Below are 23,033 nucleotides of genomic sequence, written 5' to 3' on the forward strand. Positions count from 1 at the left end.
AACACGCCCACACCGTTCGGGTCCGCCTAACTACCACCCCAACCGGCCCCGACACCCTTCTGGCCGACATCACCCCCGCCGCAGTGGCCGACCTGCACCTCACGCCCGGTCAGTCCCTACACGCCACCCTCAAAGCCACCGAAATCCACAGCTACCCGAGCTGATGGCTCCAGGCGAGCTGGAGCAGGGCCGCGCCAGCGGCTTGCATGGGCTGGTGGCGGACGTAGTCGTCGACTGCCGCGGCGCTGAACGGTAGCGGGGCCAGCACCCGGCCTTCCTCGTTGCCGGCCACCACCTCGCCGAACAGGTCGTCGAACACGTCGGCGTCGATGGACAGCACGGTCAGGAGGTCGGTGGCGAAGGTCAGCGGGTCGACGCCCAGACCGACGCACTGTGCGCGGACAGTACCGTCCGTGAGCCCGGCCGTCACCCGAGCGGCGAACGGCCAATTGGTGTAATCGACCGGGACGCCGTAGTCCTCCGGACGGCCGAGGAGTTCCTCGGACAGTTCCCGGAGAATGTTGTGCCAGAGTGAGAAGTCGCTGGTCTCGTCCGAGGTCGGCTGGAAGATGCCGGACGGGGCCACCTGGTAGAGACCGCCGGCGTGGCCGACCTTGCTGGGGTCTCGCCAGTGCAGGTAGAAGCGTGAGCCGCGGTCCTTGTCGCTGCGGATGGTCAGAGTGCTGATGGCGACGTTGATCGGGCGCCGGGCGGGGTCCCAGGGGTTGCCGATGGCGGTGCGCAGGTCGTCGCGTCCTGCGGCGTACTCGTGGGCGGCGGCCTCACCGGTGTTCATGCTGTCGAAGTAGCTGCCGCGTCCGAAGCGCAGTATGGGACCCGGCCCGGCCAGGTCGGCGTCGAGGAGGCGGTACGTCGGGCGGTTCTCGAAGACCGCTGGTCGCGCCAGTCCGGTGACTGCCTCGGCGTACGACGCGTAGCCGGGTGGCAGCGAGGTAGCGGCCACCGCCGAGGACGCCGCGGCGGGATCGAACTCGAGCCGCACCGAGGCGAGCGGAATCGGGTCGGCCGGGATCCAGTGCGCCGGTGCGAGCAGCGGCGTACCCGCGACCCGACGCTCGGCGGGGTACTCGCCGGCCGCCTGCACGCCGAGGCGATAGCGGTTCTCGACCAGGTGCCGGCGTTCCGCCAGCCAGGTCTCCGGAGTCACACGGCCTCCCTGCACGAGCCAATGACATCCAAGTTATGGGTTGTGACGTCACTGTCGCGGATTGACATGGTGTAACGGTGGGAATCACGCTCAGAGACTGCGGTGAGGTAACGAAGAGTGTTTAGTTACTCACTCGTAGTGGGTGCGTTCTTCACATCAGAGTGATGACATCGTGCACTACGACGACCCCGGCCGGGGTGCCCAAGATGTGCGGGGCACCACGGAAGGGGGTGGACAGTCATGCGTGACGGAGCGCAGGAGAGTTACGAGTTCTATTGCCTGGCTGATCGGACGTTCTACGAGACGCCGGCCAACCGTGGTGCCGAGCACCCGGACTTCGCGTTGTGCGATCGCCCGGTTCCCGAGGGCTGGCAGCACGTGCCCGGGGAGACGTGGATGCACTACGCGCCCGGGGACCTCCGGCTTCCCCAGCAGGGCTGGAAGATCCATGTGTCCGCGCGGCTCGCCGATGTGGAGCGGACGCTCGAGGCCGTCTGGGAGTACTGCGTACCCCGCGGCATCGCGTTCAAGTTCCTGCGCAACGAGCCCGTGCTGGTGATGGTCAACTCGAAGTCCGCGCCGCGCGGGTCGAGCGGCAAGCTGGTGACGATCTACCCCGCGGACGAGGCCGAGCTGCGGACCACGCTGACCGCGCTCGACGAGATCCTCCGCGGTGTCGAGGGCCCGTACATCCTGAGCGACCTGCGCTACGGCGAGGGCCCGCTGTTCGTCCGGTACGGCGCGTTCGTCAGCAGGTTCTGCCTGTCGCCGACCGGTGAGCGGGTGCTCGCGATCGAGGACGGCCAGGGCCGGCTCGTCCCGGACCATCGCGGCCCGACGTTCTCGGTGCCGCCGTGGGTGCCGCTGCCGGAGTTCCTGCGGCCGCATCTCGACGCCCGCAACGCCGTCACCACCGACGACCTGGCGTACACGATCGACGGCGTCATCCAGTTCTCGAACGGCGGCGGCGTCTACCTCGGCCACCACAACGACACCGGCGAGCGGGTCGTCCTCAAGGAGGGCCGCCCGTACGCCGGACTCGACATGGCCGGCCGGGACGCGGTCGCCCGGGTCAGCCACGAACGCGACATCCTCGAACAGCTCGACGGTCTCGACGTCGTACCGCGGACCCACGACTACCTGCGGCTCGGCGACCATCACTTCCTGGTGCAGGAGCACATCGACTCGGTGTCCCTGCAGCGAGAGCTCGTACGCCGCTATCCCCTGACCCGCCCGGACGCGACCGCGGCCGAGAAGGCGGAGTACGCCGAGTGGGCGACCGCGATGGTCGCCAAGGTCGAGGACGCGGTAGGGCAGCTGCACGGGCGCGGGGTCGTGTTCTGCGACCTGCACCCGGACAACGTCCTGCTCGACGCCGACGGCCGGCTCACGCTGATCGACTTCGAGGTCGCCACGTTGGCCGAGGACAAGGCCCGGTCGGCACTCGCCCATCCGGGGTACGCGGCGCCGCCCGATCGTCAGGGCGTCGACGTGGACCGGTACGCGCTGGCCTGTGTCGCCCTCGGCGTCTACGCGCCGCAGACGACGATCCTGCTGAATCTCCACCCCGGCAAGGCGTTCCAGCTCGCCGACATGATCACCGAGACCTTCCCGGTGCCCCGGGCGACGATCGACGAGGCGGTCCGGACCGTTACCGGGCCGGGCGCGGCCGACGACCTGGCCGGCGTCGCTCTTCCCGGCAAGGCCGAGTGGTCCGACGTACGCGAGGCGCTGACCAAGGCGATCGTCGCCAGCGCGACGCCGGAGCGCTCCGACCGGCTCTTCCCCGGTGACATCGCGCAGTTCCGCGACGGCGGTGGGATCGACATCGCGACCGGCGCCGCGGGCGTCCTGTACGCCCTGGCGAAGACGGGAGCCGGCCGCTTCCCGGAGTACGACGACTGGCTGCGGAAGCGGACGCTGGACACTGAGACCGGCCCCGGCCTGTACGACGGTCTGCACGGGGTCGCGCACGTCCTCGACGAGCTCGGGTACCACGAGGACGCCTTGGATTTGGTCGATCGCACCCTCGCCGACGACTGGAGCTCCCGTGAGCTCGGTCTGCACTCCGGGCTCGCCGGCATCGGCCTGAACCTGCTGCACCTCGACACCGAGCCGGCACTGCGGGCGAAGGCGGTCCGGGTCCTCGACCTGGTCGCGGACCGGCTCGGCGACGTCGACGACGTACCGGAGCTCAGCGGCGGGCAGCATGCGCGGGCCGGTCTGATGTACGGCTCGTCCGGGCCGGCGCTGTTGTTCATCGAGGCGTTCGAACGGCTCGGTGACACCGGTCTGCTCGACCTGGCCGAGATCGCGCTCCGGCAGGACCTCAAGCGGACCATGCTCACCGACGACGGGATGCGGCAGGTCAACCAGGGCTGGCGGACACTGCCGTACCTCGAGGAGGGCTCGGCCGGGGTCGCGCTCGTCCTGAAGCGCTACCTGCACCACCGCCCGTCCGACGAGCTCGCGAACACCCTGCACGAACTGCAGCGCGTGACGCACTGCTCCTACTACGTCCAACCCGGCCTGTTCATGGGTCGTGCCGGTCTGCTCCTCACCGCCGCGGCACTGGGTGAGCAGCAGACGACGGTCGACGACCTGGTGCACGGCCTCGGCTGGCACGCGATGCCGCACGCGGGTGGGCTCGCGTTTCCCGGCAACCAGCTGCTCCGGCTGTCGATGGACCTGGCGACCGGATCGGCCGGCGTCCTGCTGGCTCTGGGAACCGCGCTGCACGACGCGCCGGTGTCCCTCCCGTTCCTCGGACCTCCCCAGTGGTCCGAGTCCGTGTCCCGACGATCTGCACCAAAGGGGGTGTAACAAACATGGCACTTCTCGACCTTCAGGGTCTGGAGACCCCGGGCTACGGCGGCGGCCACCACCACGGTGGTTCCACGCTGACCGTGCTGGGCTGCGCTTCACAGCGCCCGAGCAACCTGAGCCTTCTGCTCTGCCACTGATCGGTCCCTGGGCAACCAGGTTCTGAAGGCCCTGGGTGGGCGGCATACCCACCCAGGGCCGAACCTGCATTCGGTCCGGTCCACCGAAACGAGCGAGGCGATCGGGTCGCGGCGCTCGCCCGCCCGGCCCGACGGCCTGTGTTCCTCTGAACGGAAGGAGGTCCACCCCGTGCAGTCCTATCCAAGCGCCGAGCGGCTCCCGCTCGTGGAGCAGGTGCACGGCCACCCGGTCGCGGACCCGTACCGCTGGCTCGAGGACGCGTCGTCCGCCGGCACCCGGCAGTGGCAGGCCGGCCAGGACGAGCTCTGGCTGAACCACGCCGCCGGTCTCACCGGCCGATTCCGCTTTCGCACCCGGGTCAAGACCCTCTCGAACGTCGGCACCGTCTCGACGCCGATTTGGCGCGGCGACCGCTGCTTCACCCTCCGCCGCGAGCCGGGGCAACAGCATCCCGTCCTCTACGCCGACAGCGAGCCTCTGGTCGACCCGATGCGGCTCGACCCGTCCGGCCTCACCACGCTGGACAGCTGGCAGCCCTCCCCCGACGGCAACCTCCTCGCCTTCCAGGTGTCGCGAGGCGGCGACGAGCGGTCCGTCCTCCAGCTCCTCGACCTCACCACCGGCCAACCGGTCGACGGCCCGATCGACGGCTGCCGCTACTCCCCCATCGCCTGGCTCCCGGACGGAAAGTCCTTCTACTACGTCCGTTTCCGCCAGGTACGACGCCACACGATCGGCTCGAACGAGGACAGCACAGTGCTCGCCGACGAAGCGTCGTACGGGCTGGAGATCAGCAATGACGGCCGGTGGCTCGTCGTCTCGGCGGTTCGCGGTGCGGCGAACGATCTCTGGCTGGCCGACCTCAGCACCACCGCGCCGCCCACCCCGATCCAGCAGGACGCCGACACGCTCACCGTGATGTCGGTCGGCCACGACGGCCGCCTGTACGTCGTCACCACGAAGGACGCGCCGACCGGCCGGATCTGCATCGGCGATCCCGCCGCCCCGCTGGTCTGGCACGACTTCATCAGCCCCGAGGCCGCGCTGACCGGTCTCGCCATCCTGGACGACGCACTGCTCGTCGGCACGAGTGCGGGGATCGCCGTCCACGACCGTGCCACCGGCAATCGGGTCGGGACCGTCGACCTGCCCGGGCTCGGCTCCATCGGCTCGCTCACCGCACGTCCCGAGGGCGGAAGCGAGGCTTGGTTCAGCTACACCGACAGCGTCACCCCGTCGGCCGTCTACTGCTACAACGACGAGACCGGCCGAACGACGCTGTGGTCGCAAACTCCCGGGTCGGCCGCGAAGGCGGAGACACACCTCCTCACCTTCACCACCCCGGACGGCACCGAGATCCACCTGCGAGCGATCGCTAAGCCTGGCAGTCGCGGACCGCGTCCGACGATCCTCTACGGGTACGGCGGTTTCGGCCAGCAGCTCACGCCGGCGTACTCGGCGTTCACCCTGGCGTGGGTCGAGGCCGGCGGTGTCTTCGTGACGGCGACTGTCCGAGGCGACGGCGCTGCTCACCAGGACGGCACCGGCGACCGGAAGCAGAAGGTCTTCGACGACTTCATCGCCGCGGCCGAGCACCTGATCGCGGAGGGCTGGACCGCCTCCGATCAGCTCGCCCTGTGCGGCGAGTCGAACGGCGGACTGCTCGTCGCGGCCGCGTTGACCCAACGCCCCGAGCTGTTCGCCGCCGCGGTCTGCTCGGCGCCGCTGACGGACATGGTCCGGTACGAGCTGGCCGGCCTGGGCGAGCGCTGGGTGCCGGAGTTCGGTTCGGCGAAGGATCGCGCGCAGTTCGAGAACCTGCTGTCGTACTCGCCGTACCACCGGGTGGTCGACGGGGTGAAGTATCCGGCCGTGTTGATCACCGTGTTCGGCAACGACACCCGCGTGGACCCCCTGCACGCACGGAAGATAACGGCCGCTCTGCAGCACGCGACGGACGGTGGGCGCCCGGTGTTGCTGAGGTTCGACCCGGACGCCGGGCATGCGACCGGATCGGCCTCCAAGGGAATCAGCCTGGCTGCGGACATGCTCGCCTTCCTAGCGGATGAGACCGGACTGACCGCTCAGGCCGGGCCGGCCTCATGATCACCTTGGGCTCGGTCGCCAAGCATGGCCGCGGCTGGTTGCCGCTGATCGGCCTGAACGCACTGATCGGCAGCGCAGTGACGCTCGCGCTGCCGACGATCCTCGGACGGTCGGTCGACGCGATCGTCGCCGGCACCGGCTACACCCCTTGGCTGATGGCTGCCGCGGGTCTCATCGCGCTCGGGATCGTGGCAAGCCTCGTCGACGCGTTCGCGGGCGCCGCGTGCGTCGCCGAGACCACCGCCTGGCTCCGGCACCGCCTGGTCAGGCAGATCGTGCACAGCGGACCGCAAGGTACTCGCGACTTCGAGACCGGCGACCTCGTCACCCGGGTCTCCGCGAACGCCACCGACGCCGCGCAGGCGGGCCCGGCCGCCGTCACCGCGGTCGCCGCCATCGCACCGCCCGCGGGCAGCCTCGTGCTGCTGGCCGTGATCGATCCCTGGCTCGCGGCCGCCTTCTTCGGCGGCGTGCTGCTGGTGGTCGCGGTCCTCTGGACATTCGCCCGGCGTACGGCGGACGTCAGCCTGGCGTACCAGGAGACGCAGGGACGGATCGCCTCGCTGCTGTCCGAGTCGCTGACCGGCATCCGTACGATCGCCGCCGCCGGGACGACTGATCGCGAGGAGCGCCGCATCCTCGGCCTGCTCCCCGAGCTCCACAAGCACGGTGTCGTCACCTGGCGGATCCTGGCCCGTTCCGGCGCACAGGCCGCGGTCGTCGGACCGCTCGTGCTGGTGGCCGTACTGGCTGTCGGCGGGCTTCAGGTGGTGGCCGGCCGGATCACCGCCGGTGAGCTGTTCGCCGCTTCACAGTACGCCGTCCTCGGTGCCGGCCTGGGGAACCTCACCGGCGTCATCGGGGAGATCGCCCGTGCCAAGGCGGGCGTTCATCGGGCGGCCGAGGTCTTGTCGATCGACCCGATCGCCCACGGCACACTGGCGATTCCGGCCGGACCGGGCCACCTGACCTTCGACGGTGTCAGCGTGGTCGCCGGTGGGAACGTCCTGCTGGACAACGTGAATCTCGACCTCCCCGGCGGCGCGACCGTGGCCGTGGTCGGTCCGAGCGGCGCGGGGAAGTCCGTGCTGGCCGCGGTGGCCGCGCGGCTGCGTGACCCGTCGGTCGGTCAGGTGTCGCTGGACGGCGTACCGCTGCGGGCTGTCAGCCGGCGAGCGCTGCGCAGTGCGGTCGGCTGTGCGTTCGAGCGTCCGCAACTGGTCGGCCGGACCATCGGTGAGGCGATCGAGCCGCATGCCGTGAGTCCGGTGCGAACGCTGGCGGCCGCGCGCGCCACGCACGCGCACGACTTCGTCAGCCGGCTGCCCGACGGGTACTTCACCTCGTTGCGCAAGGCACCGATGTCGGGTGGTGAGCGGCAGCGCCTCGGGCTGGCCCGGGCCTGGTCGGCGCACCGGCTGCTCGTGCTGGACGACGCGACCTCGAGCCTGGACACCGCGACCGAGCTGCAGATCAGCCGCACCCTCACCGAGGACCGGCACCACCGCACCCGGCTCATCGTCACCCACCGCCCGGCGACGGCTGCGCGCGCCGACCTGGTCGTCTGGCTCGACCACGGTCGGGTCCGCGCCGTCGCCCCGCACGCCGATCTCTGGCAGAACTCGTCCTACCGTGAGGTCTTCGGTTGAGACGCGAGCTCTCGTACGGCGCCCGCGCACTCCGGAACCGGTCGGCGCTGAAGCTCGTCGCCTGGTCGGTCCCGGAGATCCTGCCGACCGCGGTGTACGGGATCGCGGTCGCCCGGGCGACGGACAACTTCCTCGCCGGCCGCGCCTGGCCGGGGATCGCCTGGCTCGGCGGGCTGATCGCGGCCGCGTGCCTCGGATCGGCGGGCGCGAAACAGGTCTACGGCCGGCTCGGTGACCTGGTCGAGCCCCTCCGGGACGATCTGGTACGACGAGTTGTCGGCGGCGCGCTGCGGACCGGTGACGACAGTGCCGTGGCCAGGTTGAACCGGCAGGTCGAGATCGTCCGGGACACGTTCGCCGGCCTCGTCCTGGTGATCCGCAGTTTCGCGGTCACGCTGTTCGGCGTACTGACCGGGTTGTTGTCACTGGCACCGGTGGTCGCGGCAGTCGTCGTACCGCCGTTCCTGCTGGGGTTCGCGTTGTCCCTGGCGGTGCTGGGACTGGCCGCGGACCGGGTGCGGGCGTCGTTGACGGCGGACGAGGAGCTGGCCGCGTCGGCCGGGATGGTCTTCGGCGGTGTCCGGGACATCACGGCGAGCGGGACCGAGGAGTACGCCGAGCAACTTGTCGGCGAACCGATCGAGGCGCACGCGGCGGCGGAGCGCGCACTGGCCAGGGTCGCCGCTCTCCGGACGTTGTGTTTCGCGGTCGGTGGGTGGTTGCCGTTGCTGATCCTGCTGGCGATCGGGCCGTGGCTGGTCGGGCGCGGGGTCAGCACAGGCACGCTGCTCGGTGGACTGACCTATGTACTGATCGGTTTGCAACCGGCGCTCAACACGGTGCTGAGCGCGTTGGGCGACAGCGGTCTGCGGTACGTGATCACGCTCGGACGGATCCTGGACGCCTCGGCGCCCGCGGAGCGCGCGCGGCGGCTCCGGGACGTGAACGGCTACCAGGTGCGGATGCGCGGACTGACGTTCGCGTACGGTCCCAACGCCGAACCGGTGCTCGACGATCTCGAGCTCACGGTGGCCGAAGGCGAGCATCTGGCCGTGGTCGGGCCGAGCGGGATCGGGAAGTCGACGTTGGCCGGGTTGGTGTGCGGGATGCTCGAACCGACCCGGGGGCGCTTGCTGCTGGGCGACGTACCGCCGGCCGAGCTCGCGGCGGATCGGCTGGCGGCAACGCGGGTGCTGATCCCGCAGGAGGCTTATGTCTTCAGCGGTTCGGTGCTGGACAACCTCCGCTATTTGTTGCCTGACTCAACGGTCGAGCAGGTCGGCGACGCCGTGGCGGCGATCGGCGCGGAGGCCCTGGTCACCCGGCTCGGCGGGCTGGAAGCCGACGTCAGGCCGGGCGAGCTGTCGGCCGGCGAACGGCAGTTGATCGCGCTCGTCCGGGCGTACCTGTCGCCGGCGCCGCTCGTCGTCCTGGACGAGGCGACGTGCTTCCTCGATCCGGAGGCCGAACGGCGGGCCGAGGAAGCCTTCGCCGGCCGCGGCGGCACGTTGATCGTGATCGCGCACCGGATCAGCTCGGCGCTCCGCGCCCGGCGCATCCTGGTCCTGGACGGCAACAAGGCCACGGTCGGCACACACGCGATGCTCATGCGGACGTCGCGCCGGTACCGCGAGCTGCACGGGCACTGGTCGCCTACGACCACCGGTCAGCGGCGTCAGATCCAGCCGGCGTCCTGAGCCTTGCGGATCGCCTCGATCCGGCTGCGCGCACCGGTCTTGGCGAGGATGCGGGACAGGTAGTTGCGGACCGTGCCGGCGCTCAGGCTGAGCGTGCGCGCGATCTCCTGCGCGGTGGCGCCGGTCGTGACCTGGCGGAGTACTTCGCACTCCCGGTCCGTGAGCGGGTTGTCACCCGCCCTCAACGCGGCGACCGCCAGCCGTACGTCGACCACCGGCAGGCCCTTCGCCACGTCGCGCACCGACTGCACCAGTTGGTCGGTCGTCGCATCCGTCGCGATCAGGCCGATCCGCGGCGCCTGCTTGACCAGCGACAGGCTGGTCGCGACGATCGCCTCGTGGTCGATCAGCACGAGGACGCCGCGGCCGGTCAGCTTCCGGCACAGTTCCTCGATCCGGATCCGCCCGGGCAGCTGCGGATCGAGCAGTACGACGTGCGGCCGCCGGCCGGCCACGTGCAGGACGTCGTCCGAGCGGTCCAGCTCGGCCACCACGTCCAGGTCGTTCTCCCTTGCCAGCACCGCGGCCAGTGCACCACGCACCAACGTGCCGCGATGGCCGAGAGCCACTCGGATCACCGCTCGCCCCCATCACATCCGTCGCCTCGTCCACCGGCCCGCCCCACGAATCGAGATGCCGGACGGCGGTGCCCGTGATCTCTCAACGACTCAGCCGGCCGGAGGGCACGCGGTACGGGGGAAACCGATCGGTCCGCGCTCGGACCCCGGTGCAACCGGGGCTGTTTCGAACGTTTGACTGCTCCGCTGCGGCAGTTCCCGAACACCGGGAAACCCTTTGTGTCGTTGGGGTTTCGGTTCGTGAAGGGCACAAAAAATGGGGCAGATCGACCATCTGGCCTTGCGCTCCCGGCCCAGGTCGCCCAGGATGACTCAGGTCGCGTCGTTACCGTGGCGTGACCATTCGGACGCTGTCCTGTGACCTGCCCGGATGCCCCTCCCCTGCACGGGGGGCCTGGTGAGTTCCACCATGCCCAAGCTCACGAGGAGTGCACTACTGATGTCCAAAGCCCGACATGCGCGCCCCCGGCGAAGTACTCGCCGGGTGGCCCGGACCCTGTCCATCGCCGGTCTCGGGGCCGGTATCACCGCCGCCGGCGCGGGCGCGGCGTTCGCGACCGACTACACGGTCCGGCCCGGCGACACCCTCTCCGAGATCGCGCAGGCCAACGGGGCCGACTGGCGCGAGCTCGCGCGGATCAACAACCTGCAGAACCCCGACCTGATCCTGATCGGGCAGACCCTCACGCTGGACGGCACGAAGAAGGCCACCGCGCCGCGCGGGTCGACGGCGAAGAAGGTCGAGACCAAGAAGGTCCGCAAGACCGAGCGCAAGGTGCGCACCAGCCGCTCCGAGGACCGCCCGTCCTCGAGTGTGAACATGAGTGCCGCCTGGCGGAAGGTCGCCCAGTGTGAGTCCAGTGGCAACCCGCGGGCGGTGAACCCGGCCGGCTACTACGGGCTGTTCCAGTTCGACCTGCAGACGTGGCGCAGTGTCGGCGGCTCCGGCAACCCGGCGAAGGCGTCGGCGGCCGAGCAGTTGATGCGTGCGAAGAAGCTGTACGCCCAGCGCGGCGCCCAGCCGTGGCCGGTCTGCGGCCGCTACCTGCGCTGACATCGCTGCAGCGCTCGCGCGTCGAAGCCCTCCCGGCAGCGATCGTTGCGGACGCCCTCCTACCGGTAGGGGCGGGCGGTAGACCGTCCTCCCGCCCGCCCGACCGGTCCCTCAGCACGCCGGGCAGCTGATGTTTGGCGCCTCCCACCCCTCGTGGCGGGTCAGGTCTTGCCTCATCCGTGATCGCGACGGGTGGGAGGCACCAGAGGTCAGCTGTCGCGGGTGATCACCAACATCTCGTCGGCACCCGCCTGGAACTCGTACGGCACCTTGCGGATCTCCCAGGTGACGCCGTCCAGCGCCGCCAGCAGGTCCGGAAGGTACGACACCGGATCGCCTGCCCCCTGCATCACCAGCGGAAAGATGCGGACCTCACGGTTGCTGACCCGGACCAGTTCACGCAGGGCCGCGAGGTGCCAGTCCTGGTCGTACTCGTCGGCCCAGGTGAACAGCAGGTGCGAGCACAGCACCAGCTCGAACCGCCGGTCCCCGAACGGCAGCTCCGGCAGACCGGCGGCCACGTACCGCTCCGGCGCCGCCGCCACGTCCTGAAGGAACGCGTCGGCCGCCTCGATCCGGTACTGGTCCTTGCGCTCCGGCGACCCGTACCAGTGCCAGACGAAGCTCCCCGAGTGCTCGTCGATGATCCCGGCGGTCGCCGGCAGACTCCGCCGGACCGTGTCGACCAGTTCGGCGGGCTCCAGCTCGTACGCCAGGTCGGCGGCGATCGCGTCGACGCCACGGGCGGCGGCCTCGGCGGTGAAGCCGGCGCCACCGGCACAGCAGTCCAGGATCGAGTCGGGGAGTTCGGTCAGGTCGAACATCGCTTCGTACTCGGCGTACGAGCGAGAGGTCACCAGCACGGGTCTACCTTTCGACGGTCGTCTTCCGGCGCAACCGGCGATCGAGGACGGTGGCCCCGGCCGCCAGAGCCAGGAACAGTACCGCGACCAGGAGGCAGTTCAGCAGCACCCGGGGGTACCCGTGCTCGCCGACGTCGACGAACGGATACGGGTAGAACCCGACGAACTCCCCGCGAACCAGGGTGAACATCAGCCACAGCAACGGAAACGCGACCGACCAGGCGACGATCCGCGGATCGGTCCGCCCCCGCGGCCCGAAGAGCAGCCACCCGAGGATGCCGGCTACCGGTGCGGCCGTGTGCAGCAGGAAGTTCGTGAAGGCTCCCCAGCCGGACAGCTCGTCCAGGCCGGCCAGCACGAGGTGGTAGACGATCCCGGTGACGGCGATGCAGAGCACACCGTTCAGCCGGAGCGTTCTGAACAGGGCGCTCTGCGGGCGACCGGGCTGCAGCGCCAGGACGGCCGTCGTCGCACCGAGCAGCAGGTTCGACTGGACGGTGAAGTAGGCGAACACGTTGAGGACCCGGTCCGGGTTGTCCGGGAAGAAGCCTTCAACCCCGTTGGCCGTGACGAACAACTGCACCACGATCCCGACCGCCACGATCAGCGCCGTGAGACCCGCCCAGACACGCCCCGTCATCGTCATGAACGCAATGTACGACGGCGCGCCGCCGGCCCGGGGGACGTCAGACCGACTGCTGCTCGCGGGTCTGCTCGGCGTCGTCCCCGTCGAAGCTGTAGCTGAAGGAGACGATCGCGTCGATCACCAGGACGATCGTCCAAGGCCAGGCGGGGCCGAGGACGGCGTCGTACCCCTGGCCGGAGAGGACGCCGAGGCCGGCCATGACGCCGACGGCCACGCAGTACGCGAGCAGGTGGCGATACCAGCCGGCACGCTCGCGGCGGGCCCGCTCCGGGCCGCGCTTCGGCGGCTTGACCGGGCGGGGGACACCGGCCAGGTGGTGCGCGGCCCACTTGTCCGCCCACGTCAGCGTCTGGTGGCCGAAGCCGACGCTGACGCCGATGAAGATCGCGGCGAGCGAGTGCTTGAACGACGGCTCACCGCCGCGCTGAATGTCGACGACGCCGGCGACCAGCATGACCACGTCGACCAGCGGTACGCCGGCCAACAGCACCATCCCCAGTCTCGGCAGCCGGAGCAGGTACCGCGTGGCCAGGCCGGCGGCGAGCAGAACCCAGAAACCGACCTCACACGCGGCGATCACAGCGAGCAGCACAGCGGTTCACACTCCGGGGACTTAATTAGTACGACTGTGTTTTCATCGATTCTAACACGACTGTGCTAAAAAGGACCACATGCCCAAGCTCGTCGACCACGGCGCCCGGCGCGAGGAGATCGCCGAGGCGCTCTGGCGGGTTGTCCGCCGGGATGGGATCCGGGCCGCCTCGGTCCGCACCATCGCCGCCGAGGCCGGCTGGTCGGCCGGCGCCGTCCGTTACTACTTCCCCGACCAGGCCGGCCTGCTGAGCTTCGCGATGGACCTGGTCTCTCGCCGGGTGAGCGAGCGGATCAGCGCCCTGAACGCCTCGGGAGGCGCCAAGGGAAGCCCGACCGCGGTCGCCCTGCGCTACCTCGAGGAGGCGCTGCCGCTCGACGAGGAGCGCCGGGCGGAGTTCGACGTCTGGATCGCGTTCATGGCGCAGGCCCAGGCCGAGTCGGACGCCGGCAGCCTGCACGAACACGTCGACAAGGTGCACGACGGCCTGCGCCTGCTGTGCGAGTCGCTCGTGCACCTGCTGTCCGAGTCCGGCACCCTCCGCAAGGACCTGGATCGGCGCCGGGAAATCGAGCGTTTGCATGCGCTTATCGACGGTCTCGCGCTGCACGCGGCGATCCAGCCGGGCCGCAGTACCCCGGCCCGGGTCCGGCAGCTCCTGCGCCACCACCTCGAGTCACTGCTCTCCTGAAACCCCTTGAAAACTGGGACTTTGTCCGAGGAACGACAAGAATCGCGGCGGCCCGGCCAAAACCTCCGCCCGCGTGGCACGATCACCGCATGGAGTCCGAGGGGGTGATCGTCGTCAGTGGGATCATGGCGGCCGGGAAGGCGACGGTCTCGCAGCTGCTGGCCGAGAGATTCCAGTACGGCGTCCATCTCCGCGGCGACGTCTTCCGCAGGATGATCGTCAGCGGACAGGCCTCGATGGCCGACGACAGCGCCGAGGCGCAGCGCCAGTTGCAGCTGCGGTACCGGCTCGCCTGCCAGGCCGCCGACGGGTACGCGGAGGCAGGCTTCACCGTCGTGCTCCAGGACGTCGTGATCGGCGAGCTGCTGCGCGAGTTCCTCGACGGCATCCGGACCCGGCCGCGGTACCTGGTCGTCCTCACCCCGCGGCCCGAGGTGATCTCCAGCCGGCTCGGCGGGGCCCACCACCTGGTCGACGAGCTCGACTACGAGCTGCACGCGTTCAGCCCGCGCCGGGGCCTGTGGCTGGACAACTCCGACCTGTCGCCCGGCGAGACCGTCGACGCGATCCTCGGCCGCCTCGACGAGGCACGCTTCGAGTGATGACCCGCGAGGCTACCCAGGGGTAGTTTGAGGGGATGGCGACAACGGTACGGCGGACCTCCTGCAACCTGTGCGAAGCGATCTGCGGTGTGCTGGTGACCGTCGAGGACGGCCGGGTGACCGACATCCGCGGCGACGAGTCGGACCCGCTCTCCCGCGGCCACATCTGCCCGAAGGCGGTGGCGCTGCGTGACCTCCAGGACGATCCCGACCGGCTGACCACGCCGGTACGACGGACCCCGGACGGCTGGCGGGAGATCGGCTGGGACGCGGCGTACGAGCTGGTCGTGGAGCGGCTGCCCGCGATCCAGCGGGAGCACGGCCGGAACGCGGTCGGGGTCTACCTCGGCAACCCGAACGTCCACAGCCTGGGCGCGCTGACCCACATGCCGACGATGGTCCGCCAGCTGCGGACACGGAACCGGTTCAGTGCGACCTCGATCGACCAGCTGCCGCACATGCTCGCGGCGTACCTGTTGTACGGGCACCAGCTGATGGTCGCGGTCCCGGACATCGACCGGACGTCGTACCTGCTGATGCTGGGCGCGAACCCGCTGGCGTCGAACGGCAGCATGATGACCGCTCCCGGTGTCGGCCGGCGGCTCAAGGACCTGCAGCGGCGCGGCGGCAAGGTGGTGGTCATCGACCCGCGCCGGACCGAGACCGCCGCGGTCGCCGACGAGCACCACTTCGTCCGGCCCGGGACCGACGCGGCCTTCCTGCTCGCGCTCGTCCACCAGGTGATCGCGGACGGGCACGCCCGGACGGCGCCGTACGTCGACGGCCTGGCCGCGGTCGAGCAGGCGGTCGGGCCGTGGACCCCGGAGCGCGCGGCCGCGATCACCGGGATCGACGCGGCGGTGATCCGGCGGATCGCGCACGAGTTCGCCACGTCCGGCCGGGCTGCCTGCTACGGACGCGTCGGGGTGTCGACGCAGCAGTTCGGCGCGATCTGCCAGTGGGCGATCCAGGTGCTCAACATCGTCACCGGCAACCTCGACCGGCCCGGCGGGACGATGTTCCCCCGGCCGGCCGTGAACGCGCTGCTCGGTCTCGGCCGCGGCCACCTCGGGGCGTGGAAGAGCCGGGTCCGCGGGCTGCCCGAGTTCGGCGGCGAGCTGCCGGTGTCGACGATGGCCGAGGAGATCCTCACGCCCGGCGACGGCCGGATCCGGGCGATGGTGACGATCGCCGGGAACCCGGTGCTGTCCACGCCGAACGGCCGCCGGCTCGACGAGGCCCTGGACACGCTCGACTTCATGGTCGCCGTCGACCCGTACATCAACGAGACCACCCGGCACGCGGACGTGATCCTGCCGCCCGCGCCGCCGCTCGAGCGCGACCACTACGACGTGATCTTCCACCAGCTCGCCGTCCGGAACACGGCGCGCTGGAACGACGCCGTCCTGCCCAAGCCACCGAAGGCGCGGCACGACTGGGAGATCTTCCGCGAACTCGCGTCCGGACTGCTCCGGCGGACGCCGATGAGCCGGCGGAAGGTGACGACGACGGCCCGGCTGCGGTTGTCGCCGCGGCGGATCGTCGACCTCGGACTGCGGATCGGTCCGTACCGGCTGTCGCTGCGCAAGCTGCGGACATCGCCGGGAGGGATCGACCTCGGGCCGCTGCAGCCCGCGCTTCCGGGCGCACTGCACCACAAGAACAAGCGGATCGACCTCGCCCAGCGGATGATCCTGGACGACCTGCCGCGACTGGCGGCTTCGGACACCGGGAACGACGGCGAGCTGCTGCTGATCGGCCGCCGGCACCTGCGGAACAACAACTCGTGGATGCACAACTCGGCCAGGCTGGTGAAGGGCAGGCCGCGGCACCAGCTGCTGATGAACCCGCGGGACCTGGCCGAGCGCGACCTCGCCGACGGGCAGCTGGTCAACGTCAGCTCGGCGGCCGGCACGGTCGCGGTAGAGGTTGCTGCGAGCAACGACATGATGCCCGGCGTGGTCAGCCTGCCGCACGGCTTCGGCCACGGCCGCCCGGGGGCACGACTGTCGGTCGCGAACCAGGTCGCCGGGCCGAGCGTCAACGACGTGACGGACGCCGAGCTCACCGACACCGTGGCCGGCACGTCGGCGGTCAACGGCGTACCGGTCACGGTGACGGCCTGCTAGGGCGGTGGCGGACCCGAACTGTCGCGGACGATCAGCAGCGGGGTCGAGTAGAGGTGGGCCTGGGGGCGTGCGCCGTCGAGCAGGTCGAGCAGGCGGCACATGACCTCGGCGCCGTACCCGACGATGTTGTGGCTCATCGCGGTCAAGGTCGGATGGGTGTGCCGGCACAGCGTCGAGTCGTCCCACGCGACCAGGGTGACGTCGTGCGGGGACCGCAGCCCGAGCTCCTGGACGACGGCCAGGCCCGCGACCGCCATCAGGTCGTTGTCGTAGATGATCGCGGTCGGCCTCGGGTTCGCGGTCATCAGCGCCCGGGTGGCCGTGGCGCCTTCCTCGGCGGAGAAGTCGGTGTGCACGACCTGGACGTCGAGGCCGAGACGCAGGCTCGCGGCGGTGAACGCCTGGTCGCGGATCCAGACGTGGCCGTGTTCCGGCGTACCGGCGACCCGGGCGACCGCGCGGTGTCCGAGCGAGGCGACGTGCTCGACGGCGGCGTTCATCGCCGACGTCCCGTCGGTCCAGACGCAGGCCATCCCGTCGGCCAGCGACGGATCGCCGACCAGGACGGCCGGCAGGCCGACCTTGCGCAGCAACGGGATCCGCGGGTCCTCGACCCGCAGGTCGACCACGATCACTCCGTCGACGCGGCGCTCCGCGGCCCACTGCCGGTACGTCGCCAGCTCCGCGGGCAGGTCCGCGACGACCTGGAGGGCGAGCGCGTACGACGTGCGGGCCAGCACGGACTCCACCCCGCCGACGAAGCCCATGGAGAACGGTTCCTCACCCAACGTCTTCGCGGTCCTCGCGAGGACGAGGCCGAACGTCTCGCTCCGGGCCGCGGACAACTGGCGGGCGGCGCGGTTGGGCACCCACTCCAGTTCCGCGGCGACCTTCAGCACCCGCGCGCGGGTGGCCTCGGAGACCCCCGGCTGGTTGTTCAGCGCGTACGAGACCGCGCCTTTGGAGACTCCTGCCCGACGGGCGATCTCCTTGATGGTGACTCGGGCCACGACGGCCTCCTACCTAGGGCGGCCGGACCGCTGACGGTCGGTCCGGAATCCTCCAGTGTGCGCCGATTCCTACGCCGTGTCACCATGCCGAAGCAGAGCGTAATCGTTTGATCAAATCCCGCGGGCGGGTGGGACACCGCGAACGCTCCGGACCATCAGCGCCCGCGTGGAGGACACCGGGCCGTGACCGGGACATGACCGCCCAGTGGTTGGGCTGAGGGTGGTGGGGAGCGGGGCGGTTGGGATACGGTTACCGTCGTTACTTAACCGGTTCGGCAATCCAGCCGGTACGGAGCCCAGGGCAGCGGGCGAGGTGCCGGCGACGAGGAGAAACCATGGTCGCAGTGGACAACCTGTCCCTCCAGTTGTACACGGTCCGGGGCGCGCTCGAGGAAGACTTCGACGCCACCCTGGCCCGGATCGCGGAGATCGGCTACACCAAGGTCGAGCCCTTCGGTGTCACCGCCTTCGCGGACCGCCTGGCCGAGTCGCTGCCCAAGTACGGCCTGTCGGCGCCCACCACGCACGCCGGCCTGCTGCGCGAGGACAGCGGACCGATTTACGCCGCGGCGAGGCGGCTGGGCATCGGCACCGTCATCGACCCGCACACCGACCCGGCCCGCTGGCAGTCCGCCGACGAGATCAAGGTCATCGCCGACGGCCTGAACAAGGCCGCGATCGAGGCCGCCGACCACGGCATCACGGTCGGCTACCACAACCACCACTTCGAGCTCGAGTCGACGATCGACGGCGTGCACGCGCTCGAGATCCTGGTCGACCACCTGTCCGACGACGTGATCCTCGAGGTGGACACGTACTGGGCCGCCGTCGGCGGTGCCGACGTACCGGCGCTGCTGGGCAAGTTCGGCGACCGGGTGAAGGCGATCCACGTCAAGGACGGCGACGGCACGCTGGACAACAAGGCGCAGGTGGCGGTCGGCGACGGCACCATCGCGGTCGCGGACATCCTGGCCGCGGTCCCGGACGCGCTGCGCGTGGTCGAGCTGGACGACTTCAGCGGCGAGATCTTCGACGCGGTCCAGGGCAGCTACTCGTTCCTCACCGGGGAGGGCGCGCCCGCATGAGCGCTGTCGGCGTAGGTGTGATCGGCGCGGGGACCATCTCCGACGCCTACATCAAGAGCATGCGGAGCTTCCCGGACCTGAAGGTGCACGCCATCGGCGACCTCCGGCCGGAGGCGGCGAAGGAGAAGGCGGAGCAGTACGGCATCGAGACCCACGGCGGTCCCGACGTGGTGCTGAACCACCCGGACGTCGAGATCGTGGTCAACCTGACCATCCCGATCGCGCACGTCGAGGTCGCCCTCGCGGCGGTTGCCGCCGGCAAGCACGTGTGGAGCGAGAAGCCGTTCTCGCTCGACCAGGACAGCGGCCTGAAGCTGCTGTCCACCGCCCAGGACGCGGGACTGCGGCTGGGCTGCGCACCGGACACGATCCTCGGTCCGGGCCTGCAGGAGTCCCGCCGGATCATCGAGCGCGGTGAGATCGGTACGCCGCTGACCGCCCTGACGCTGATGCAGTCCCCCGGCCCGGAGTCCTGGCACCCGAACCCGGCGTTCCTGTTCCAGGAGGGCGCGGGCCCGCTGTGGGACATCGGCCCGTACTACCTGACCACCCTCGTCCAGCTGTTCGGGCCGGTCGCGGCGGTGGCCGGACTCGGCTCGAAGTCGCGGGAGAAGCGCACGATCGGGTCGGGTCCGCTGGCCGGCACCGAGTTCGACGTGACGGTGCCGACGCACGTCAGCGCGATCGCGCGGTTCGAGTCGGGGCAGTCGTCGCAGAGCATCTTCAGCTTCGACTCGCCGCTGCCGCGGGCCGGGTTCGTCGAGATCACCGGGTCGGAGGCGACGCTGGCCGTACCGGACCCGAACCGGTTCGACGGGGAGATCAAGATCCGCCGTCGCGGTGCGGAGAACTGGGAGACGCTCGCGAACACCGAGGCGTCGGCCGAGCGCGGCACCGGCGTGCTGGACATGGCGCGGGCGATCCGCGAGAACCGGCCGCACCGGGCCACCGGCGCGCTGGCGTTCCACATCGTCGACGTGATGGCCTCCATCACCGAGTCGATCGACACCGGCGCGTTCGTCGACGTCGACAGCACGGTCGAGGTCGCGGCGATCCTACCGGACGACTGGGACGTGAGCGCGGCGACCCTGTGACCTCACTCCTACTGGATCCCCGGCGGACCGTCGTGTTCGCCGGGGACTCCGTCACCGACTGCGGTCGCCGAACTGACCCCGCGGGCCTCGGCTCCGGGTACGTCCGCACGCTGTCCGACGACCTCGCGGATCGACGGCCGCGGATCGTCAACGCCGGCATCAGCGGCCACCGAGCCGCCGACCTGGCCGCGCGCTGGGCCACCGACGTCCTCGCGCACGAGCCGTCACTGGTGTCGATCCTGATCGGCATCAACGACACCTGGCGCCGGTACGACGAGGACGACCCGACCACGGCCGAGTCGTTCGAGGCGTCGTACCGGGAGCTGCTGGACCCGCTCGACTGTCCGGTCGTCCTGGTCGAGCCGTTCCTGCTGCCGGTGAAGGCCGAGCAGGAGACGTGGCGGGAGGACCTCGATCCCAAGCTCGAGGTGGTCCGCAGGCTCGCCGTCGAGTACGGCGCTCTGCTCGTGCCGGCCGACGTCGAACTGAACCGCCTGGCGGAGACCGCGGGCGCGGCCGCCCTGGCCGACGACGGCGTGCACCCGACCGCTGCGGGGCACCGGGCGATCGCCGGCCTGTGGCGCCGGGTCGTCCTCGAAGACTGAGAGACAACCGCTCCCCGCCAGGGTGCGGTGTGCGCCAACTGAACCGGTTCATTTTGGAGAGTTCCCTGTGTCATCCGTGAATGCAGTCCCGTTGACCACCAACGGCGGCCTCGCCTGGACCGTGCGTGCGCTCGACGGCGACTTCGGCACGACCGTCGCCGCCACCGTCCCGGGAGAGGTCCACACCGACCTGCTGGCGGCCGGTGAGATCCCGGACCCGTTCGACGGGGACAACGAGTCCGCGCTGGCCTGGATCGGCCGGACGAGCTGGAGCTACCGGACGACGTTCGACTGGTCCGCGGACGGCAACTCCGTCCAGGAACTGGTCGCCGAAGGCCTCGACACGGTCGCCACCGTCACCCTGAACGGGCAGGAGCTCGGCCGTACCAGGAACCAGCACCGCTCGTACCGCTTCGACGTCACCGGACTGCTGGTAGCCGAGGGCAACGAACTCGTGGTCGACTTCACCGGGCCGGTGACGGCGGCCGAGGAGGTGCAGGCCGGGTTCGGGAGCTGGCCGCACACGAACCTCCACCCGTACAACGCGCTGCGGAAGATGGCCAGCAACTTCGGCTGGGACTGGGGACCCGACGTCGCGACCGCCGGGATCTGGCGGCCGATCCGGATCGAGTCCTGGTCCGGCGTCCGGATCGACTCGGTCCGTCCACTGGCCGGGGTCGAGGATGACCGGGGTGTCCTGACCACCCACGTGGCACTGGCGTGGGCAGACGGAGCCGAGGGCGACGCAACGGTCAGCGTCGAGGTCGACGGCACGAAGCGGTCGGCGACGGTGAAGCCCGGCACCGGCACCGTGGAACTCGTCGCCACGGTCGACAGCGTGAGCCTGTGGTGGCCGCGCGGGCACGGCGAGCAGCCGCTGTACGACGTCACCGTCACGGTGCACGAGGACAGCTGGCACGGCCGGGTCGGGTTCCGCAACGTCTCCCTGAACGTCGACCCGGACGACGACGGCACCCGGTTCGTGATCTCGGTGAACGACAAGCCGATCTACGTCCGCGGCGCCAACTGGATCCCGGACGACGCGTTCGTGACCCGGCTGAACCGGACGACGTACGCGACCGGCGTCCAGGACGCGGTCGACGCCGGCATGAACCTGCTGCGTGTCTGGGGTGGCGGGATCTACGAGAGCGAGGACTTCTACGACCTCTGCGACGAGCAGGGAATCCTGGTCTGGCAGGACTTCCTGTTCGCCTGCGCGGCGTACTCCGAGGACGACAGCCTGAAGGCCGAGGTCGACGCGGAGGCCCGGGAGGCCGTCACGCGGCTGAGCCGGCACGCGAGCCTGGCGGTGTGGAACGGCAACAACGAGAACATCTGGGGGTACGTCGAGTGGGGCTGGCGGGTGCCGCTGGCCGGGCGGCCGTGGGGCGCCGGGTACTACTTCGACCTGCTCCCCCGGATCGTCGCCGAGCTCGACCCGCGGACGCCGTACTCGCACGGCAGTCCGTACTCGTTCGGCCAGTTCGTCCACCCGAACGACGAGCGCCACGGCACCATGCACATCTGGGACGTCTGGAACCAGGTGGACTACACGACGTACCGCGACTACAAGCCGCGGTTCGTGTCGGAGTTCGGGTTCCAGGGTCCGCCGGCCTGGTCGACGCTGACGTCGGTGGTGCACGACGTACCGCTGGACCCGTACGGCGAGCAGATGCTCGTGCACCAGAAGGCGTTCGAGGGCAACCTCAAGCTGGAACGCGGGCTGGGTGCACATCTGCCGAAGTGGAAGGACATCGACGACTGGCACTGGACCACGCAACTGAACCAGGCGCGCGCGATCGCCTTCGGCACCGAGCACTTCCGCAGCCTGTACCCACTGAACACCGGCTCGGTCGTCTGGCAGCTGAACGACAACTGGCCGGTGGTCTCGTGGGCCGCCGTCGACGGCCACGGCATCCGCAAGCCGCTGTGGCACGTTCTGCAGCGGGTGTACGCCGACCGCCTGCTGACCGTCCAGCCGCGGGACAGCGAGCTGGTCGTTGCCGCCCACAACGACAGCGACGAGACCTGGTCGGCCGAGGTCGCCGTCACCCGGCGGTCCACCGGCAGCGAGACGCTCGCGCGCGAGACCTTCGTGCTCGAGGTCGAACGGCGGTCGGCGACGCTCAGCTCCCTGCCGGAGTCGATCACCAAGCCGTCCGACCCGACCCGCGAGTACGTCGAGGTCCGCGCCGCCGACGGCTCGACGGCGTACTGGTACTTCGTCGAGGACACCGCCCTGCGTCTGCAGGGTGACGCCTACGCGGCGACGGTCACCGCCACCGCGAACGGGTACGACGTCACTGTCACGGCCACCGCCCTGGCCAAGGACCTGGCGCTCTTCCCGGACCGCCTGGACCCGGCCGCGCGGGTGGACTCGGGCCTCGTCACCCTGTCGGCCGGCGAGTCGCACACCTTCCACGTGACCGCGACCGACGTGCCGACGAGTGTCGGCGTGCCCGTTCTGCGCTCGGCGAACGACCTGGTGAGCTGAAAACCG

General features: G+C 70.3%; 20 protein-coding genes. 14 read left to right on the plus strand and 6 right to left on the minus strand.

Going from position 1 to position 23,033, the window contains the following annotated elements:
* Window positions 1–164 (plus strand): TOBE domain-containing protein (locus E1218_RS37735; RefSeq protein ID WP_165949175.1); only part of this gene is annotated, 164 nt, incomplete at its 5' end.
* On the opposite strand, the gene E1218_RS08130 is transcribed toward E1218_RS37735, so the two are convergent.
* Entirely contained in the window at window positions 152–1,168 is a 1,017-nt protein-coding gene (locus E1218_RS08130) for a transcriptional regulator (RefSeq protein WP_132317894.1), read from the minus strand. The genes E1218_RS37735 and E1218_RS08130 overlap by 13 nt on opposite strands.
* A 240-nt stretch (window positions 1,169–1,408) precedes the next feature.
* Here E1218_RS08130 and lanKC point away from each other — a divergent pair, with 240 nt between their 5' ends.
* The 5 genes from lanKC to E1218_RS08155 all read left to right on the plus strand — a co-directional run bounded on the left by lanKC (window position 1,409) and on the right by E1218_RS08155 (window position 9,584).
* On the plus strand, window positions 1,409–3,991 hold the full coding sequence (gene lanKC / locus E1218_RS08135) for a class III lanthionine synthetase LanKC (protein WP_132317896.1): 2,583 nt from the start codon (window positions 1,409–1,411) through the stop codon (window positions 3,989–3,991).
* Between the two features lie 5 nt (window positions 3,992–3,996).
* Window positions 3,997–4,131 carry a SapB/AmfS family lanthipeptide gene (locus E1218_RS08140; protein ID WP_132210032.1) on the plus strand — a complete coding sequence of 45 codons (135 nt, stop codon included), beginning with the start codon at window positions 3,997–3,999 and terminating at the stop codon, window positions 4,129–4,131.
* 169 nt (window positions 4,132–4,300) lie between these two features.
* Entirely contained in the window at window positions 4,301–6,238 is a 1,938-nt protein-coding gene (locus E1218_RS08145; protein ID WP_132317898.1) for a prolyl oligopeptidase family serine peptidase, read from the plus strand.
* On the plus strand, window positions 6,235–7,887 hold the full coding sequence (locus E1218_RS08150; protein WP_132317900.1) for an ABC transporter ATP-binding protein: 1,653 nt from the start codon (window positions 6,235–6,237) through the stop codon (window positions 7,885–7,887). The genes E1218_RS08145 and E1218_RS08150 overlap by 4 nt, the downstream gene beginning before the upstream one ends.
* Window positions 7,884–9,584 (plus strand): ATP-binding cassette domain-containing protein, encoded by a 1,701-nt coding sequence (locus E1218_RS08155; protein ID WP_132317902.1) that lies wholly within the window; start codon window positions 7,884–7,886, stop codon window positions 9,582–9,584. Before E1218_RS08150 ends, E1218_RS08155 begins: the two co-directional genes overlap by 4 nt.
* Here the strand turns inward: E1218_RS08155 and E1218_RS08160 are convergent.
* The gene (locus E1218_RS08160) at window positions 9,563–10,153 is read right to left on the minus strand and encodes a response regulator transcription factor (protein WP_233712088.1); all 591 of its coding nucleotides are present in this window, start codon (window positions 10,151–10,153) and stop codon (window positions 9,563–9,565) included. The two genes, E1218_RS08155 and E1218_RS08160, sit on opposite strands and share 22 nt — an antisense overlap.
* A gap of 448 nt (window positions 10,154–10,601) precedes the next feature.
* Between E1218_RS08160 and E1218_RS08165 the strand changes: the two genes are divergently transcribed.
* A complete protein-coding gene (locus tag E1218_RS08165) occupies window positions 10,602–11,216 on the plus strand; it encodes a transglycosylase family protein (RefSeq protein WP_132317906.1) in 615 nt (204 codons plus the stop codon).
* Window positions 11,217–11,425: 209 nt separating this feature from the next.
* On the opposite strand, the gene E1218_RS08170 is transcribed toward E1218_RS08165, so the two are convergent.
* From E1218_RS08170 to E1218_RS08180, 3 genes are read right to left on the minus strand one after another with little or no spacing between them, the layout of a single operon-like run.
* The gene (locus E1218_RS08170; protein ID WP_233712089.1) at window positions 11,426–12,073 is read right to left on the minus strand and encodes a class I SAM-dependent methyltransferase; all 648 of its coding nucleotides are present in this window, start codon (window positions 12,071–12,073) and stop codon (window positions 11,426–11,428) included.
* A gap of 10 nt (window positions 12,074–12,083) precedes the next feature.
* Window positions 12,084–12,725 (minus strand): Pr6Pr family membrane protein, encoded by a 642-nt coding sequence (locus E1218_RS08175; RefSeq protein WP_132317910.1) that lies wholly within the window; start codon window positions 12,723–12,725, stop codon window positions 12,084–12,086.
* A gap of 40 nt (window positions 12,726–12,765) precedes the next feature.
* Window positions 12,766–13,317 (minus strand): 2TM domain-containing protein, encoded by a 552-nt coding sequence (locus E1218_RS08180; RefSeq protein WP_132317912.1) that lies wholly within the window; start codon window positions 13,315–13,317, stop codon window positions 12,766–12,768.
* A 79-nt stretch (window positions 13,318–13,396) separates the two neighbouring features.
* On the opposite strand from E1218_RS08180, the gene E1218_RS08185 reads away from it, so the two are divergent.
* The 3 genes from E1218_RS08185 (at window position 13,397) to E1218_RS08195 (ending at window position 16,739) form a co-directional block, all read left to right on the plus strand.
* A complete protein-coding gene (locus E1218_RS08185; protein WP_132317914.1) occupies window positions 13,397–14,008 on the plus strand; it encodes a TetR/AcrR family transcriptional regulator in 612 nt (203 codons plus the stop codon).
* Window positions 14,009–14,097: 89 nt separating this feature from the next.
* Window positions 14,098–14,610, plus strand: a complete 513-nt coding sequence (locus E1218_RS08190) for an AAA family ATPase (RefSeq protein WP_132317916.1) — start codon at window positions 14,098–14,100, stop codon at window positions 14,608–14,610.
* Between the two features lie 35 nt (window positions 14,611–14,645).
* Entirely contained in the window at window positions 14,646–16,739 is a 2,094-nt protein-coding gene (locus tag E1218_RS08195) for a molybdopterin-dependent oxidoreductase (RefSeq protein ID WP_132317918.1), read from the plus strand.
* On the opposite strand, the gene E1218_RS08200 is transcribed toward E1218_RS08195, so the two are convergent.
* Entirely contained in the window at window positions 16,736–17,749 is a 1,014-nt protein-coding gene (locus tag E1218_RS08200; protein WP_132317920.1) for a LacI family DNA-binding transcriptional regulator, read from the minus strand. The genes E1218_RS08195 and E1218_RS08200 overlap by 4 nt on opposite strands.
* 335 nt (window positions 17,750–18,084) lie before the next feature.
* On the opposite strand from E1218_RS08200, the gene E1218_RS08205 reads away from it, so the two are divergent.
* The 4 genes from E1218_RS08205 to E1218_RS08220 all read left to right on the plus strand — a co-directional run bounded on the left by E1218_RS08205 (window position 18,085) and on the right by E1218_RS08220 (window position 23,027).
* Window positions 18,085–18,834 (plus strand): sugar phosphate isomerase/epimerase family protein, encoded by a 750-nt coding sequence (locus tag E1218_RS08205; RefSeq protein ID WP_132317922.1) that lies wholly within the window; start codon window positions 18,085–18,087, stop codon window positions 18,832–18,834.
* Window positions 18,831–19,928, plus strand: a complete 1,098-nt coding sequence (locus tag E1218_RS08210) for a Gfo/Idh/MocA family protein (RefSeq protein WP_132317924.1) — start codon at window positions 18,831–18,833, stop codon at window positions 19,926–19,928. The genes E1218_RS08205 and E1218_RS08210 overlap by 4 nt, the downstream gene beginning before the upstream one ends.
* Window positions 19,925–20,533, plus strand: a complete 609-nt coding sequence (locus E1218_RS08215; protein ID WP_132317926.1) for an SGNH/GDSL hydrolase family protein — start codon at window positions 19,925–19,927, stop codon at window positions 20,531–20,533. Before E1218_RS08210 ends, E1218_RS08215 begins: the two co-directional genes overlap by 4 nt.
* A 91-nt stretch (window positions 20,534–20,624) precedes the next feature.
* Window positions 20,625–23,027: a glycoside hydrolase family 2 protein gene (locus E1218_RS08220; RefSeq protein WP_233712090.1), complete on the plus strand. Its 2,403-nt coding sequence runs from the start codon at window positions 20,625–20,627 to the stop codon at window positions 23,025–23,027.
* Window positions 23,028–23,033: the final 6 nt, after the last annotated feature.

Source organism: Kribbella turkmenica (assembly GCF_004348725.1).
GTDB classification, from domain to species: Bacteria; Actinomycetota; Actinomycetes; order Propionibacteriales; family Kribbellaceae; genus Kribbella; species Kribbella turkmenica.

Coding starts and splice junctions, on each gene's coding strand:
- E1218_RS08150 (WP_132317900.1), top strand. CDS start 6,235: ATGATCACCTTGGGCTCGGTCGCCAAGCATGGCCGCGGCTGGTTGCCG.
- lanKC (WP_132317896.1), top strand. CDS start 1,409: ATGCGTGACGGAGCGCAGGAGAGTTACGAGTTCTATTGCCTGGCTGAT.
- E1218_RS08165 (WP_132317906.1), top strand. CDS start 10,602: ATGTCCAAAGCCCGACATGCGCGCCCCCGGCGAAGTACTCGCCGGGTG.
- E1218_RS08140 (WP_132210032.1), top strand. CDS start 3,997: ATGGCACTTCTCGACCTTCAGGGTCTGGAGACCCCGGGCTACGGCGGC.
- E1218_RS08210 (WP_132317924.1), top strand. CDS start 18,831: ATGAGCGCTGTCGGCGTAGGTGTGATCGGCGCGGGGACCATCTCCGAC.
- E1218_RS08190 (WP_132317916.1), top strand. CDS start 14,098: ATGGAGTCCGAGGGGGTGATCGTCGTCAGTGGGATCATGGCGGCCGGG.
- E1218_RS08195 (WP_132317918.1), top strand. CDS start 14,646: ATGGCGACAACGGTACGGCGGACCTCCTGCAACCTGTGCGAAGCGATC.
- E1218_RS08185 (WP_132317914.1), top strand. CDS start 13,397: ATGCCCAAGCTCGTCGACCACGGCGCCCGGCGCGAGGAGATCGCCGAG.
- E1218_RS08175 (WP_132317910.1), bottom strand. CDS start 12,725: ATGACGATGACGGGGCGTGTCTGGGCGGGTCTCACGGCGCTGATCGTG.
- E1218_RS08205 (WP_132317922.1), top strand. CDS start 18,085: ATGGTCGCAGTGGACAACCTGTCCCTCCAGTTGTACACGGTCCGGGGC.